Raw genomic sequence first — 15,166 nt, forward strand, 5'->3', positions numbered from 1 at the left:
CGTTGATTCTACATTTCATCTTATACCTGAGATTTAAATGCACGATGCATCTCAAGGCAGTCTACGCTCAATCAGCCCACTGTCTGGTGCCAAGCGCACGAACATCAGACCTGTCTCGCGTATTTGGTTCGAGCTTACGGACAAGACTGCATTTGATAACTGCATAGCGCTTGTCGTCAAATGGATGAATTCTCGCTCTAACGTTAAGCTACCCGCCGCGGCATGGAATGGTGAAACCTTCGACGTTACTGATGTGCTGGGCGCCAACCCATCGAAAGCAGCACGTATCGATGCTACTGACGGTTCGTTATGGGCATCGAGACTAGACTTTCCAGATGCCAAATACCCCCGCACGTGGGTTTCTGAATACTTCGTTGAACGAAGAACAGGTCATACCACTCGCTTTGGTGCGCAGCTGACTTGTGTACTCCGCGGAGATAGCCCACCATTTGAAATTACACGACCTCGAGTGGTACGTGACGTCGTAGAGACCTTGTCTGCCGAGGCAGATGGTCGACAGGTTTCCGATAATGTTGAGAGACTCTCAAGATTTGACGTCCCAGAGCTTGTAGATCTTCTTTACAATCGGAATAGAAGACTCCCTGTTCTTGTAATATCTGAGAATGAAGTTGGTGAATACTATTTGAATCCAGGCGAGCTGGCAAATAAAGTAGCAGGAGCCGCTCACATCATTCATATTTCAAATGAAGGATCATGGGAATTAACTAAATCAATAGGAAAACGCATGTCCGTCTTTAACGGTTCGGTGCGTCTTTATACCCCTGGGTTGCACGACGAGGCAGAGGATCCATTTCAGCACCCTCTTTATTTTCCCGAAGATAGTTCTTCATCGGGTTTAGTTAGAGATTTGGCAGCCCGTATATTGCCGTCTTCATTTCTGGATTCTGGTGAAGGCGAGGTATTTCCGCGCTATTCGGTTGTTCGCGATATAGCGATGAACCGTGAACTTTCTAACCGCCAAGCAAAAGGCGATCCTATATCCCCCGGGGAAGATATTGAATATTTGAAGGTTGAGAAAAGAGAACTGGCGGAAGATAGAGATACTTGGCAGTCTCTTGCTTTAGATGAGGAAGGCAAAAGACTTGCAGCTCAGGCTGATGCTGAACGTCTGAAAGACGAGATTTCTCGCCTCCAATCAAAAATAAAAGTGCTTGAACATCGGTTGAACGAGCATCCTGCAGCCGTTATTGAATTTGATAAAGAAGATAGAGCGTTAGTTTCCTATGATGACCTTGAGTCTTGGGCGGAGGAGGTTCTTGGAGATCAAATATATATTCATCCAGCCGCATTAAAAGATTGCAAAAAGAACGGAAGTGACAACATGCTTCCCCGCATCGAGCAAGCGTTGCTGGTTATTCGTGACTACGTTGTACCTTCGCGTCGTGGGGGAGGCATAGAAGCGAAACGCCTCGCCAAGGAGAAGCTTGCCGAGTTGAGCATGGAAGATACTGGCTGCTTTGCAAACCGTGATGAAGCGAAGAAGAGACCTGAATATTCTGTACCGTACGGTGGTATTCAACGGATAATGTATGATCACATAAAATACGGGAACGGCTATGACAATAACAATCAAATAAGAATTTATTATTTCTGGGATGAAAACGACAAATTTGTTGTAGGAAAAATGCCATCCCACCTCCCCAACAATAACACTACTTAAGTATTAATCTACTATTGGCTATTTGCCTCCCAATGGCGGCTTGCTAATTATATTCATTCTATCGAAATACGGCGAAGGCGTACCTTAACGAATACGCTAAGCTGTCGCCCAAATTTATAGGGAATTGCAGCAAAAATGAATTGAATGTACGAAATCGTTTTGTTCTAAGCGGATCGCTAGACACATATTTCCAGGGGTCGAGGTCCAGCGAATGCCCAAACGCAGCATTACAGATCAGGAAATCGGGCTGATCAAAGCGATGCTCGCACGAGGCATGAAGAACAGAGACATCCAGTTCTTCTTTAATCGCCCGGATCGCCCCGTGAACTCGGGCCGGGTGTCGCAGATTCGCGATGGCTCTTATGGTGCCGAGGTTGCACAGGCGAGCGATAGCAAATTGGATGCTTTCATTGCTGCGCCAAAACCGGAAGGGCATGTAGGGGCAGTTGGCATACCGACAATAATCGCATCGATGCCAAAGATCGAGGGACCAAAAGGGCCGATGGACTTGGGCGTCATTTCTGGACAATTCTCTGCAGACGCTGGGGGTACTTGGCGGCTGAATAGTGGCGAAACTGACCAGCACGAATGCAAGGCGAATTTCGGCTTCAAGCATTGCTGGGAATGGATTCGGGCGATTGCAGCGCTCGCAAACAATCAAGGCGGGTACATCTTCTTTGGTGTCCATGACAAGGACGGCGCGGCGACGGACATAAGCGATAAGAGCTACGCCGTGATCGGCTTGAGCAACGATGAATTCGTAAAGGCAGACCCCGCCGACTTCACAAAGCTGATCCGGTCCTATCTGGACCCGACGCCTGCCGTACGGACCGTAGTAACCATTGTTGGAGCGAAGACTATCGGCGTGATGTATGTTGAGCAGCATCCTGGACGGCCTGTTATAGTACGCTGCGGCGATGGCAAGGTACTGAAGGAGGGCGATATCTTCTTTCGGTATCCAGGTAGCTGCGAACGGATCAAATACAGCGACCTTCGCGCAATCCTCGACGCGCGCGATGCGGCAGCGCGCATGGACGTGTTGCCACTTGTTGAGCGGTTGCTCGCCCTCGGTCCGGAGCACACCCTAATAGCAGATCTAAGCGAGGGCGTTCTTGATGATGGCAAGCGAGCGATTGTCATCGATCCTGCTTTGCTCGACCAAATCAAGTTCATTCGAGAAGGCGAGTTCGACGAGAAGGCGGGTGCACCAACGCTGAAACTTGTCGGTGATGTCACCGCTAACGGGGACGCCATCACAACAAAGATCGTTCGCGCCAACATTACGGCCGACGCCGTGCTACGAAACTTCCTCTCCGGCGAAGTGGTTGTGCATCCACTCGATTACTTGGCGCACTCAGCGCATTCCAGCCGGGAGTGGCAGCCCATATGGTTCTACGTTCGTCAGGCTGGAATCTCCCCGGCCGGTGCGATCGAGCAATTGAAACAGGAAGCTGCGAGTCAGCCGACACATCGCGATGGCGCAGTTGCGCGACTTAGTGGAAAGCGGAGTGCCTATAACGTCAATAACGGAAGGCCGAAGCAATTGGTAAAGGCCTTCGGCGAGGGGCTGATTGAAGAGCCCAAAGATGATTCGGAAGCCCACAAATTTGCGCTTGCAGTGCAAGGATTACCGGACGGGCACAACAGCCTCGAAACATTGAAGGCTCTGCTTTTGAAGTGCTACGAGCGTGCCAAATCGCAATCTTCATCTCACAAGAATTTACGAAGCGCCGTTTTTCGCGCGGCATGTCGCCTTGATGAACTACTCTGCAAGCGTAAGAATGAGTAAGAGGCACCTTATGGACTGCACTCCGCCGCTTACCCTATCCCCCTTAACTGAGCCCTTAGGTCCGCAACTTCCTCCTCCAGCACCCGCACCCGCTCCTCAAGCGTGGCGAGGGCCGAGACCGATGGCGCAGATGCGCGCGGCGGCGGGCTTGCAATCGCCGCCACCTCCACATCCCCACACATCAGCTGCGCATACCGGTCCTCACGCTGCCCGGGCGCCCGGCCGATTTCCTTCACCAGCGGCGGATGCGCGCTGCCGAGCAGGTCCAGTTCCTGCGTCATCGCCTCGGCCGAGGCGAAGCTTGCCATGCGTTCGGTTCGCGTCTGCAGCTCGTTCAGGGTCTGCGGCCCGCGCAGGAGCATGACGGCGAGCAGGGCCGATTGCTGCTTGGTGAGGTTCAGGACCTGCCCCGCGAGGTGCTCGTAGCGTTCGACGCGCGAGCCGAAGGCCCGGCGCACAAGCCCCTTCCGCTCCAGCGTGGCGAGCGCGCGGCCGATTTCCGCCGCGTCCAGGGCCATGACCGGCTCGCGGGACGTCTTCTGGTTCGTCGCTGCCTGGAGCAGGTTCGATGTCAGCGGATAGGCGTCCGGCGTCAGCAGCTGCTTCTCGATCAGGCAGCCCAGGACGCGGGCTTCCAGGGCGTTGAGGGGGAAGAGATCGTTCGACATGGGAAGCGACGGCCTGTTCAGGGAATGGCGTTGCGGCGGATGCCGGCACCGAGTGGTATCCGCTCGCCGGCCATAACTCAACCGGACCGCCATCCTCGGTGCCGCCTTCCCGGGAGCCCGCTGGAATGACGGCGTATCGAATCCGCCCTCCCCGCGGTTCGGCGGCCTATCGCCGCTTCCTCAGCAGTTCCGCGAAGGTCGTGCGCTGCGGCGGCAGGACGAAGGGCACGGGTCCGCGCTTGTCGAGGCCGAAGGGGTCACCCGCCGTCCGTTCGACGACATGGCCCTCATAGGTCGCGATGCTCTCGCACTCCCATCCGCCGCCGCTCTGCAGGGTCAGCGGATTGTAGGTGTTGGAGCCATACTGGAAGCAGATCCTGTCGCCGAAACCGGTGAGCGCATCGCCGCCGGCCAGCTTCCAGCGGCCGTGCAGGATGACGCCATTGCCGGGATACCACAGGGCCGTGCGGCCATCCTTGCTGACGAACTCGACCTGCGTGCCATGGGCGCTGAAGGTCATGTTGGTGGTGCCGCCCTGGAAGCGCTGCCTGGTCTGCGGGCTTGGCGGCGTGGCGGTGTCGTCGTTCATGCCGGCATGCGGCGCGCAGCCCGCGAGCATGGCCGCCAGGCCCAGGGCCAGTACAATAAACCGCGCCATCATCCTGTTCCCCCGGAAAGACTTCATGAGCGAGTCTTGCTTGTCAGGAAGCCATCCAAGCCGACGGACAACTTTGCGTCAACCGCCCTTGCTGCAATCCGCCCATTGTTCTCCAAGAAGTAAAGTTTGTCATGCTTCGACTGTATTCAGCTTCTCTCACCGGAATCGAGCGGTTTATTGGTTTTGTTCTTGCGCAAGCACCCGAAGAACGTCGCCACTGGATACCGGTGACACACCCCGCTGTTGCCGGCCCATGGCACCCGTGCCATGCTGCCCCGGCCGCGACATGCACCCGCCCGGGACCGGGCCAGGAGAGAATGATGCCCATGCAAGGAACCTATGCACTCGTCGCCGCCGCGATGCTGCTCGCCGGAGGAACGCAGGCTTCGAGGGCGGCGGAGGTCGTACCGGCCGCATTGCAGCCGCCGGCCGGCTACACGCTGGCCTTCACCGCCAAGGCCAGGGGCATGCAGGTCTATACCAGCACGGCGGAAGCCGGCGCGGCGCCCAAATGGGTGCTGGAGGCCCCCGTGGCGGAGCTGACGGCGCGGCAGGGCACCATCCATCACTATGCCGGTCCGTCCTGGGAAGCCGCCGACGGCAGCAAGGTCGTCCGCGACAAGGATACGCCCGTGGTGACGGTGCCGGCCAGGAAGGCCGGCGCCGATATCCCCTGGCTTCTCGTCAAAGTCACCGCCGATCCGGCGGCGGGCGCGCTGAGCAGGATCGGCTATGTGCAGCGGATCGAGACCCATGGCGGCGTCGCCCCCGCCACACCGCCCGTGCGAACCGACACGAAAGTGGGCGTGCCCTACACGGCGACCTATGCGTTCTACGCCAAGGCGAAATGAGCCATCGCAGATTACTGTAACGGTCCGCCTGCTTTCATGGTTCCGGAAAGCGCCCGGGGAACGCCGTCACCGTAATTCCGCCAGGCCGTTCATGATATTTTCGAGAAATGCCGCTCGCACTACGCTACGGTGATACACTATTGCTTGGGCCGCGGTCGTCTTGCCGGCGCAGCATGGTCGGGCGGGGATCTCGATGTCGGTCGTTGAAGAAAAAGCTGCACAGGAAGAACCTTCGCCCGCAACTCCTTCGCATCCCGAGGAGATCAAGTCGGTTTTCGATTTGCGCGTGGGCAAGCACATAACCTTGCAGGGCAGCGCCAGGATAACCCCGGCAGGCGTGATCAGCGTCGGGATCGCGACCGCCGCCATGACGCTTGCACTGGGCTATCTGGCATCCTCGATCCGGCGTCGCGGAAAGTAGGCACGAGGCGAAAGCCGGCGATGGGGCGAAGACGCCGGCTGCCCCAATCAAATGCACCATCGCCGCGATCGCGTGGCGCCCACCCACGCCCCCCCGGAGGCGGTCAGGTACGGCCTGGGAATGAGGTTGCGCCTGGGCACCCGATCATGCATATGACCTTACGTCATATAAGCTGGGTGCGGGGAAACGATGAGATCTGCCAGTCGAGCCGGTTTGCTTTGCGGCTTCATGATGCTCGCGGCAACGCCGCTGTCCGCGCAGCAGGACATGCGCGAATTCACGGCTGGCGACGGCTCCTACAGCTTCCGGTATCCCGGCAGCTTCGGCATCGACACCGAGTTCGCCGACGGCACGGGCGACCCGGTCGGCGTCAAGGCATCGTCCCCCGAAAATGGCGATGTGCTGATCAACTTCTATTCGCGGCCGGCAACCGGCGTGACCGAGGTGACGCAGGCCACGGCCCAGGCGCTGGCCGACCAGTATGTCAAGGCGAATGCGGTGGTGCCTTCCGTCAGGTACAAGTCCCACAAGATGACGACCATGCTCGGCCAGCCGGCGGTCGACATCCTCATGGAGCAGCGCGGCGCCATCAAGCGCTTCGTCGCCACCGTGCTCGACGGTAGGGAATACAACTTCTACTGCGTCTACCGGGCGGACAAGGCCGGCCAGTTCGCGCCGGCCTGCGATCAGGCCGTCGCGACCGTGGCCCTGCTCGATCCGCAGGCGCCAGCGGGTTCAGCCGGACCGGAAGAGGCGAACGCCGAGGAAGACGGGGATGCGACCGCGACCAGTGACGGGATCTGCTCGCTGAAGGCGTTCCGCGGCAAGGAACTGGCGGTCACCGAAGCCGCATCCAAGGCCATGATGAAGGACCAGTCGCCGGAAGCCGTCGCAAGGGTGGTGAAGGCCCATCAGGAAGCCAATGCAATCGGAGAACGTATCACGGCGAACGGCAACAAGCCGATCGAGAAGGATTGCACGGATATCGAAGCGATCCTGGCGACGTTGGAATAATCCGCCGGCGGGACGATTTCCGCCGGGCTCTTCCGCGGCCACCGGCGCTTATCCTCTTCACACGGACGCTTCCGGAACAGCCTTGTCCAAGGGGATGACCGCCCCCAACCACGGCCATCATCGCTATAATTCTGCGATCTGCGTCCATGTCGAACTTGTCGGCAGCGGCGATGACCCGCGAAAACAGACGGCTCTGATTGTCGCTCTCGCGGCCCCAGCCATAGCCGGGGTGCAGGCCGATATAGGGGCTCCAGGTTTTTTAACCACTTATGGTTGTGTTATATTCGCCACACATGCGGAGGATACTTGCATTTCCTTTTCACTAAACGATCTCCCCCAAGTGCCACTATCGCGATAGCCGGAGGGTCAATCTGCCGTTTCGTCAGTATTTGAGCGCGCTGAAAATGAGATCATGGTGAAGGCATGGCCGTCTCCGACAGGACATTGTCGATCATTGCCGACGAAGTGTTCGCCACCCTGGTGGACCCGCGCGAGGTAGCGCCGTTTTCCGATCGTTTTCCCGGCTTCGGCCTCGACGATGCCTACCAGGTCGTCCACGAGATCCGGCGACGGCGGGAGGCCCGCGGCGAAAAGGTAGTTGGCCGGAAGATTGGCTTCACCAACACCGCGGCATGGGCCGGCTACGGCATTTCCGGGCCGATCTGGAATTATCTCTACGACGCCACGACGCTCGACCTGCCCTTGCCGGGCGGTTGTTTTTCAATCGGCACCCGGCCGAATATCCGCATGGAAACCGAAGTCGCGCTCGGGCTTTGCCGGACGCCCGAGCCCGGGATGGGCGACGATGAACTGCTGGATTGCATCGAATGGGCAGCGCTTGATTTCGAGATCTGCACCTCCATCTTTCCGGGCTGGCGGTTTACGGCCGCCGATGCCGCAGCCACTGGTGTGCACGTGGCCCTGCTCCTCGGCGCGAGGCATCCGATCGTCGAGGCGCGCGAGCGGTGGGCCGCCGCACTCTCCTCCTTCGAGGTCACGCTTTCGAAAGCCGGAGGTGCGTGTTCACGGGGAGGTGGCGCCCAGGTCCTCGGCAGCCCCATCAAGGCGATGGGACGGCTCGTCCAAGAACTGGCGTGCCATGGCGGCGAGCCGCTGCGGGCGGGGGAATGGGTGAGCACGGGCACGCTGACGCAGGCCCTGCCGGCAGGACCGAACGATTGCTGGCGCGCATCGGTCGAAGGAATCGACTTCGCCGGCATAGAGGTTCGCCTTGCCTAGAGAAAATGGGTTCAGACGGCGTCGTTTCTCCAGATCAGAATATCGATAACAGAGGCATTTTTCGATCCCGGCTGGACCCGGCCTGAGAGGAGAACGCGCCAGGCCTGGTACGCTGTCTCATGCTTAGAACAAAATAGGAACAAATCTTGACAAGCGCGCGCCCCTGTGGCCTACTCGCGGCTGGAGTGAAGCGTGGGCAATTCGATCCGGTACCCGATCGGACCGCCGCTTCCGCCCACCCCGGTTGATCCCGGTTTGCGCCGGCGGCACGCCAGCCGCGCCGCCTTCCCGCCCGATGGGACGGGAAGGCGGGGGATCATGCAGGTCGGCTCGCCGTCTTCGGGCAGCGAGGGATTCTCGCCTCCGGCAGCGCCAGAGGTTTGATCCGGTCCGTTCGGCCTGTTCCTGGGGCTTGATGAGGAACCTTGGGGGATCGGCGGTCCGTGGAACCGCCCTTGCGGTCCCCTGCGATGGGAGAGGCTTCCTGGACAGGCTTTCGAGGCCGGTCCCGCAGGCTCGATCGGATCCCTGCCGGTTCGCCGGCAGGGCGGCGGTGGCGGCGAGGACAGGGCTGTCGGCGCCGGCAGGCGGGGCGGGAAATCGCTCCGGGTGCCCGATCCCCGCCATCGGTTCCGTGGGCGGGACGATGAATGCAGCCGCTGTCTTGCCTGGCCCGCAGGACATGACGGCGATCATCGTCCGGCCGGCATGGCTGGGATGAGAGGGGCCGCGCCCTCCCGTCCCCGGCATGCCTTCCATCCGGCGGCCTGGAAGTCCTCGGACGGTGAGCCCGCAAGGGCGCGCCAGTGTCGAGGCGCCCGGGCGATGGAAGCGACGCCCCGGCCCTGCCGCGTTGATGTCGGCGCGCGGGCCAGGGGTGAAGGAAGGGGCGACGGCGGCCGCATCGACAGGCAGCCAGCTCTCCACGGATACAGGACTCGCGGCCGGATCTGCGGCCGCCGGTCGCCCCGATCTTCCTCATGCTCCGGCCCGTCAGGGCGCGGAAAGGCGAAGCCGTGGCCTCCGTCACGGTGAGCGTACGCCCAAATCGCCCGCATGCCCCTCCTCTTTCCGTACCGGCCCTCCCTCGCCCGTGCCCCCGCCCGGAGATGCGGATGGCAGGGATCGCGATTGACCAACTGGAAGGCGGCGCGGCGCTGTGTGCCTGGTTCGGGCGCACTGTTCGAATTCAGGGAGGCCACAATCCTGTTCACGCTGAGCTTTGAAGCTGACGGCGACGGGATCACTCTCAATATTGATTCAAGCTACGGCGTTCTTGGGCGGATCAAGGCGAAGCACGTTGCCGTCTCCTTTGAACCCGGCGAGCCCTCGTTACTGTGCCGGGTTCCCCCTTTCCCTGCGTCTGCGTGACTTGAACGGGCAATCGCCGGCCGGGTGGCCTCCGATCGGATTCGTTGGGCGAGTGTGGATTCAGTTAAGAAACTGTCCCTATAAGTTCCCCACGGCACCAGATGTCCTAAAAGTCATCGTCTTTCACTTGCTGAATCATCGCAGTTGTATTCATCTGCACGAGAATAATCCGCGTCCTGGGAGGCGAAATGCGTATTGCGGTTGTTGCTGCGGTCACTCTGGCCCTGTCTGTCGTCGCCGGGGAGGCTTCCGCTGCCCAATGCGGGCGCGATGCTTCCGGTTTTGAGGCCTGGAAGCAGTCCTTCGCCAAGGAGGCGCAGGCCAATGGCATCGGTTCCAGGGGCATCGGCGCCCTGATGGGTGCAAACTACGCTACGGCAACCATCCGGGCCGATCGCGGCATGAAGAGCTTCCGCCTGTCGCTGGACCAGTTCATGGCCAAGCGCGGCGGCGCCACCATCATCGCGCGCGGGAGGAAGCTGAAGCAAACCAACGCCGCCTTGTTCGCCTCGATCGAGCAGAGCTATGGCGTGCCGCCCGGCCCGCTCCTCGCCATCTGGGGCATGGAGACCGGCTTCGGCGCGGTGCATGGCAACCAGGACATGGTGTCCTCGGTCGCCACCCTCGCCTATGACTGCCGCAGGCCGGAATTCTTCACCGACCAGCTCTACGCCGCGCTGAAGCTCGTCGACCGGGGTACGCTCTCCCCGCGCGAGCGCAGCTCGATGCATGGTGAAATCGGCCAGACCCAGTTCATGCCCAAGAACGTCCTGCAATATGGCGTCGGCAACCTGGACAGCTCGGCGGGAGCGCTCAAGTCGACGGCCAACTTCCTGAGGGCCCATGGCTGGCGGGCCGGCGGGGGCTACCAGCCGGGCGAGGCAAATTTCGGCGCCATCCAGGGCTGGAACGCCGCATCGGTCTACCAGCAGGCCATCGCCCTGATCGGCAAGCGCATCGACGGCGAGTAAGGCGTCTCCAATTCCGACCGGAGCGCGAGCGCGTTGCTCGTATGAGCGGCGCGCTTGCGGAGCATTTGGCCGGCCGGCGCAGGAATGACGAAGACGCCCTTGCAGCGAGGAGATGTTCGAGCCGGGCTTCGGCTCGGCGGAAGTCGGACCGAAATGATCCGGGCGAGAAAACCGCCGCGATACTACGCGCGATCTCGAATTTCATGCGCGAAGGTTCGAGTATTACGCCGAATGTACTAGCCGCGATCTTCAGATTGCGCAGGCATGCCACGCCGCCCCGGTGTTATAACGACCACGGGAGCGGCGGATGCGCCGAATGCGCCCGCACGCCTCCGGAGGCAGGAGGTCGAAATGGCATATTTCGTAGTCCTCGTAAATTTCACGGATCAGGGTGCCAAAGCCGTCCGTGACACGGCCAAGCGGGCCGATGCCTACAAGGCCACGGCGGAGAAAGCCGGCGTTAAGGTCAATCACATGCTCTGGACACTGGGCTGCCATGACGTCGTCATCATCGCCGAAGCTGCCGACGACGCCACCATGACCGCGCTCAACCTTTCGATCGCGTCCCTCGGCAATGTCCGGAGCCAGACGCTGAGGGCGTTCGACGCCAGCGAGATAAAGAGCATCATCGGCAAGATGTCGTGATGCCGACAGCCGGCCGGCGGAGCCGCGAGCGGCGACGTCCGGCCGACCCCATCGGGGCATAGGCTCCTGCGCTGGCCCCGCATGAAGGTCGAAAGCCAGGCGCCGCCGGCGACGGGTGATACAATTCCAATAATTCTCAGGGCAACTATCGCTGGACCGCAAGATGTCACAGCTGTAGACATAGTCGTGCAGAATTATTACGGTTTGTAATCGCCGCGTCGGGGACAATGGTTACAGGCGATATTCTAGCCATCAGGCCGCCGGACCCTGTTCATCGGGGAGCATCCGGCCCGAAATTACCGACTGCGCCTGTCCACGGAGCAGACTTCGCCGGCCGGGACTTTCCAGAACCGGACGCGTGGTCGATGACGCGCGATGGCGTGCGCCCCCTCCCCCGCAGCCTCGATGAGGCGCACCGGGCGGCCCGCTTCGTCCCGGACACCGGCAACCCGATGCCGGCCTCGCGAAGGCTTCGCCATGTTCCTTGACCTCGAACGTGACGATGGGCTGAAGCACCTGTCCGCCGACATCTGCATCGTCGGCGCGGGGCCGGCGGGCATTACGCTGGCGACGGAGCTGATGAGCCTGGGCCTGACCATCTGCCTCGCCGAATCCGGCGGCCTCCGGGACGAGGGGCGGACGCAGCGCCTCTATGAGGGCACCAGCATCGGCCATCCCGTCTGGCTGACGGAAGGACGGCACAGGATCTTCGGCGGCTCGGCGACGCGTTGGGGCGGCCGCTCCGCCATGATGGATCCCATCGACTTCGAGACGCGCGGCTGGATACCCAACGCATCCTGGCCGATCGCCCTGGATGACGTGGGGCGCTATTACGACAGGGCCCGGAAGGCCCTCAATTTCGACGGGCCATGGCTGGACGACGAAAGCACGCTGGCCTTGGCCGGCCGGACGCTTCCCCACTTCGAAAGCACCGACATCACGCCCTATGTCTGGCGTTTCGCGCCGCCGGAGAGGAAAGGCTGGGTGTCGCGCCGCCTGAGGCTCGGTCCGCGCCGAAGCTATGACTGGGGTGCCGCCTGCCGCGCGACCCTGCGCCAGGCCCGCGACGTCAGCGTCGTCCTGCACGCCAACCTCGTCGATCTCGATCCGGCGGCCGAGGACGGCGCGATCCGCACTGCCCGTTTCAAGGCTCTCAACGGGCGAAGCCTGGAGGTCGGCGCAAGGCTGTTCGTGGTCTGCTGCAGCGGCATCGAGAATGCGAGGATCCTGCTCAACCTCAACACGAAGCTGGCAGGCGGCCTGCCCGGCGGGGACAATATCGGGCGCTATTTCAGCCAGCATCCGCGCGGCACCATTCTCACCCTCGAGACCGGCAGGGCCCAATCGCTGCGCCTGCAGCACGACTTCAACGAATTCTCGGGCAATGGCGCCGATGCGGCCCACTATCAGCTCGGCTTCGCCCTGTCCGAGCAGGCCCAGCGCCGCCACGGGCTGCTGAATGCCAGCGCGGGCATGCATTACAGCTCCTCGTCCTGGAGCGCCGGCAGACGGCTGCGCAATGCCGTGAAGGGCCGCTACTATATCTATCCCGGCGCGCTCAGGGATGTCGGACGGCTCATCCTCGGCATCTTCCCGATGCTCGCCGTGACCTGGACGAAACAGGTCGCCGGGCGCCAGCCGCTGTTTCCCGGCGGCACGATCAGCGTCGTCGCGGACCTGGAGCAGGAACCCCAATCCGAAAGCCGGGTCACCCTGTCCGCCGAGCGCGATCCCCTGGGCGTGCCGCGCACGGTGGTCGACTGGCGCATCTCGGAAACCGAGCGGACCACCGCCCGCAAGTTCGCGGAGGCCATCGCCGGCGAACTCGGCCGCCTGGGATATGGAGCGGCGCGGCTGGCGCCCTGGCTGACGAGCGGCGAACCCGTCCGGGAGGAGCATCTCGCCAGCAACTACCATCTGATCGGCACCACCCGGATGGCGGCGACGCCCGAGACCGGAGTCGTCGACGAGAATGCCCGGGTTTTCGGGGTTTCCAATCTCTACATGGCGGGCAGTTCCGTCTTCGCGACAGGCGGCCATGCCAATCCGACCCTCACCATCATCGCCTTGACGCTCCGCCTCGCGGACCACCTGAAGAGCCGGCTGGCGGCCCTTGACGGCGCGGGAAGCGAAGCCCCTGACCGCACGGCGGCACCATTCCGACTCCAGCGGAGCGGAGTGCCGGAGTGACGCCGGCCGACATCCGCCCTCAGCGCCGGGCCATGGTGACCAGGCACAGCGCCGTGAGGGTCGCCATGGCGACGTGGCCGATCGCCATGGGTACCACCGTTCCGTCGAACATCTGGCCGATGAGAATGCCGATGGCCGCGCCGGGCACCATCTGCAGGAAGCCCTGGGTCGAGGCGGCCGTGCCCGCCACTTCGCCCAGCGGCTCCATCGCAAGCGCGCCGAAATTCGACAGGATCATGCTGAAGACCAGGAATTGCGCGGCGCTGAGCGAAAAGAACAGCCAGAGCGGCAGCGCGTGCAGGAGTGCGGCGACGAGGATCGTCAGGGCGGCCGCACCGAATACCGCGAGCGCTACCCAGGCGATGCCCCGCATGCCGAAGCGGTTGACCAGGGCCGCATTGACCACCCCGCCCAGTGCCGAGAACGCGGCACCGCCGGCGAAGAAGAGCGGAAACAGCGTCTCGATGCCGAAGACGTCGCGGTAGATCTGCTGCGAGGAATTCAGGAAGCCCATCAACGCCCCGAACAGGGCCGCCATGCCGACGATATAGGCGAGCGAAACCCTGTTGGCGAAGACGATGCCGAAGCCTTCCAGCACCGAGCGCAGGCTGAGGGGCCGGCGGTGCCCGGGCTGGAGCGTTTCCGGCAGGCGCCACCAGACCCAGGCGATGACGATCAGGCCGAGTCCGGCCATGAAGCCGAACAGGCCGCGCCAGTCCATCACCGTCATCAGGCCCTGGCCGAGCGAGGGCGCCAGGATCGGCGAAAGCATCAGCACGGTAAAAACCAGCGACATGATCCTCGCCATCTCGTTGCCGGCGAAGACGTCGCGCACCAGCGCCGTGGCGATCACGGCGGAAGCCGCTGCACCGCCGCCCTGCACGAGGCGCAGGGCGATCAGCGCGTCGAAATCGGTGGTCATGAAGGCGCAGAGCGCCGCAACGCAATAGACGCCCAGCCCTACCAGGAGGGGGCCGCGCCGGCCGAAGCGGTCCGACAGCGGTCCGAAGACGAGCTGAAGCAGACCGAAGCCGAGCAGGTAGGCGGGAATCACGAGCTGCCGGCGGTTGGGATCGGCCTCCCCGAGGCTCGCGCCGATCTGCTGCAGGCCGGGCAGCATGATGTCGATCGCGAAGGCATTGACGGCGACGAGGCCGGCGACGAGCGCGATGAACTCCTTGCGCCCCAGTCTGCCCACCACGGGAGCACGGGTGGTCGTATCGGTCATGACGAACCCCCGGCGCGGGTTGGTTCGTTATTCCCAACCTTTTGTTTCAATGGGCATATCTCAAATCGATATCGCATCGTTCGTACTCGTTTTCGTGACGGGCCGCTGCCGTGGCCTTGCTCATATGGGCTCCCTCCCCGACCGCTGGAGGACCAGATTGGGGAGCGGCGCAGCGCAGCGGCGATGCAGGCGGAGTTGGAAGGGAACCTTCCAGATGTTGGACAAACTTCAGGCCAGTCCCTGGCATATAGTCGCTCACATCCTGGCCCAATATCCTGGAGCCGGGTTCATGATTCAATGGTTGTGACTTTTGTCGAGCATCCTTAACGCCCTGATAAGTGTCCTGGTTTCAATCATCGTGGCCTTGGCTACTGCCCGCGTGGCGATGTTTGCCGGCATCGGCCTTGGTGCGTTTCTCCTGGGTTGGATCATGTGGACGC

13 protein-coding genes are annotated in these 15,166 nt (G+C 61.8%); 10 read left to right on the top strand and 3 right to left on the bottom strand.

Features of this window, described 5'->3' with window-relative positions:
- Positions 1-37 precede the first annotated feature (37 nt).
- Together AC6H34_RS00685 and AC6H34_RS00690 are read left to right on the top strand one after the other, a co-directional pair.
- Positions 38-1,681, top strand: a complete 1,644-nt coding sequence (locus AC6H34_RS00685; protein WP_497537583.1) for a hypothetical protein — start codon at positions 38-40, stop codon at positions 1,679-1,681.
- Between the two features lie 211 nt (positions 1,682-1,892).
- Positions 1,893-3,470: an AlbA family DNA-binding domain-containing protein gene (locus tag AC6H34_RS00690; protein WP_497537584.1), complete on the top strand. Its 1,578-nt coding sequence runs from the start codon at positions 1,893-1,895 to the stop codon at positions 3,468-3,470.
- Between the two features lie 29 nt (positions 3,471-3,499).
- On the opposite strand, the gene AC6H34_RS00695 is transcribed toward AC6H34_RS00690, so the two are convergent.
- Both AC6H34_RS00695 and AC6H34_RS00700 read right to left on the bottom strand, forming a co-directional pair.
- Complete coding sequence (locus AC6H34_RS00695; RefSeq protein WP_497537585.1) at positions 3,500-4,138, bottom strand: YceH family protein; 639 nt, start codon at positions 4,136-4,138, stop codon at positions 3,500-3,502.
- Between the two features lie 166 nt (positions 4,139-4,304).
- Positions 4,305-4,799, bottom strand: a complete 495-nt coding sequence (locus tag AC6H34_RS00700; RefSeq protein ID WP_497537586.1) for a hypothetical protein — start codon at positions 4,797-4,799, stop codon at positions 4,305-4,307.
- A 314-nt stretch (positions 4,800-5,113) separates the two neighbouring features.
- Between AC6H34_RS00700 and AC6H34_RS00705 the strand changes: the two genes are divergently transcribed.
- The 8 genes from AC6H34_RS00705 to AC6H34_RS00740 all read left to right on the top strand — a co-directional run bounded on the left by AC6H34_RS00705 (position 5,114) and on the right by AC6H34_RS00740 (position 13,498).
- Positions 5,114-5,647 carry a DUF3455 domain-containing protein gene (locus tag AC6H34_RS00705; RefSeq protein ID WP_497537587.1) on the top strand — a complete coding sequence of 178 codons (534 nt, stop codon included), beginning with the start codon at positions 5,114-5,116 and terminating at the stop codon, positions 5,645-5,647.
- Positions 5,648-5,840: 193 nt separating this feature from the next.
- Positions 5,841-6,068 (top strand): hypothetical protein, encoded by a 228-nt coding sequence (locus tag AC6H34_RS00710; RefSeq protein ID WP_448146629.1) that lies wholly within the window; start codon positions 5,841-5,843, stop codon positions 6,066-6,068.
- 189 nt (positions 6,069-6,257) lie between these two features.
- A complete protein-coding gene (locus AC6H34_RS00715; protein WP_497537588.1) occupies positions 6,258-7,082 on the top strand; it encodes a hypothetical protein in 825 nt (274 codons plus the stop codon).
- A 423-nt stretch (positions 7,083-7,505) separates the two neighbouring features.
- Positions 7,506-8,321: a 2-keto-4-pentenoate hydratase gene (locus AC6H34_RS00720; protein WP_448146627.1), complete on the top strand. Its 816-nt coding sequence runs from the start codon at positions 7,506-7,508 to the stop codon at positions 8,319-8,321.
- A gap of 1,131 nt (positions 8,322-9,452) precedes the next feature.
- Positions 9,453-9,692 (top strand): hypothetical protein, encoded by a 240-nt coding sequence (locus AC6H34_RS00725; RefSeq protein WP_497537589.1) that lies wholly within the window; start codon positions 9,453-9,455, stop codon positions 9,690-9,692.
- A 188-nt stretch (positions 9,693-9,880) separates the two neighbouring features.
- The gene (locus tag AC6H34_RS00730) at positions 9,881-10,663 is read left to right on the top strand and encodes a lytic murein transglycosylase (RefSeq protein ID WP_448146625.1); all 783 of its coding nucleotides are present in this window, start codon (positions 9,881-9,883) and stop codon (positions 10,661-10,663) included.
- 351 nt (positions 10,664-11,014) lie between these two features.
- On the top strand, positions 11,015-11,308 hold the full coding sequence (locus tag AC6H34_RS00735; RefSeq protein ID WP_448146624.1) for a GYD domain-containing protein: 294 nt from the start codon (positions 11,015-11,017) through the stop codon (positions 11,306-11,308).
- Between the two features lie 477 nt (positions 11,309-11,785).
- Positions 11,786-13,498 (top strand): GMC oxidoreductase, encoded by a 1,713-nt coding sequence (locus AC6H34_RS00740; protein WP_497537590.1) that lies wholly within the window; start codon positions 11,786-11,788, stop codon positions 13,496-13,498.
- A gap of 19 nt (positions 13,499-13,517) precedes the next feature.
- Here AC6H34_RS00740 and AC6H34_RS00745 read toward each other — a convergent pair whose 3' ends face one another.
- Positions 13,518-14,726: a multidrug effflux MFS transporter gene (locus tag AC6H34_RS00745; RefSeq protein WP_497537591.1), complete on the bottom strand. Its 1,209-nt coding sequence runs from the start codon at positions 14,724-14,726 to the stop codon at positions 13,518-13,520.
- Between the last annotated feature and the right edge of the window lie 440 nt (positions 14,727-15,166).

The organism is Labrys sp. ALF-8 (genome assembly GCF_059699065.1).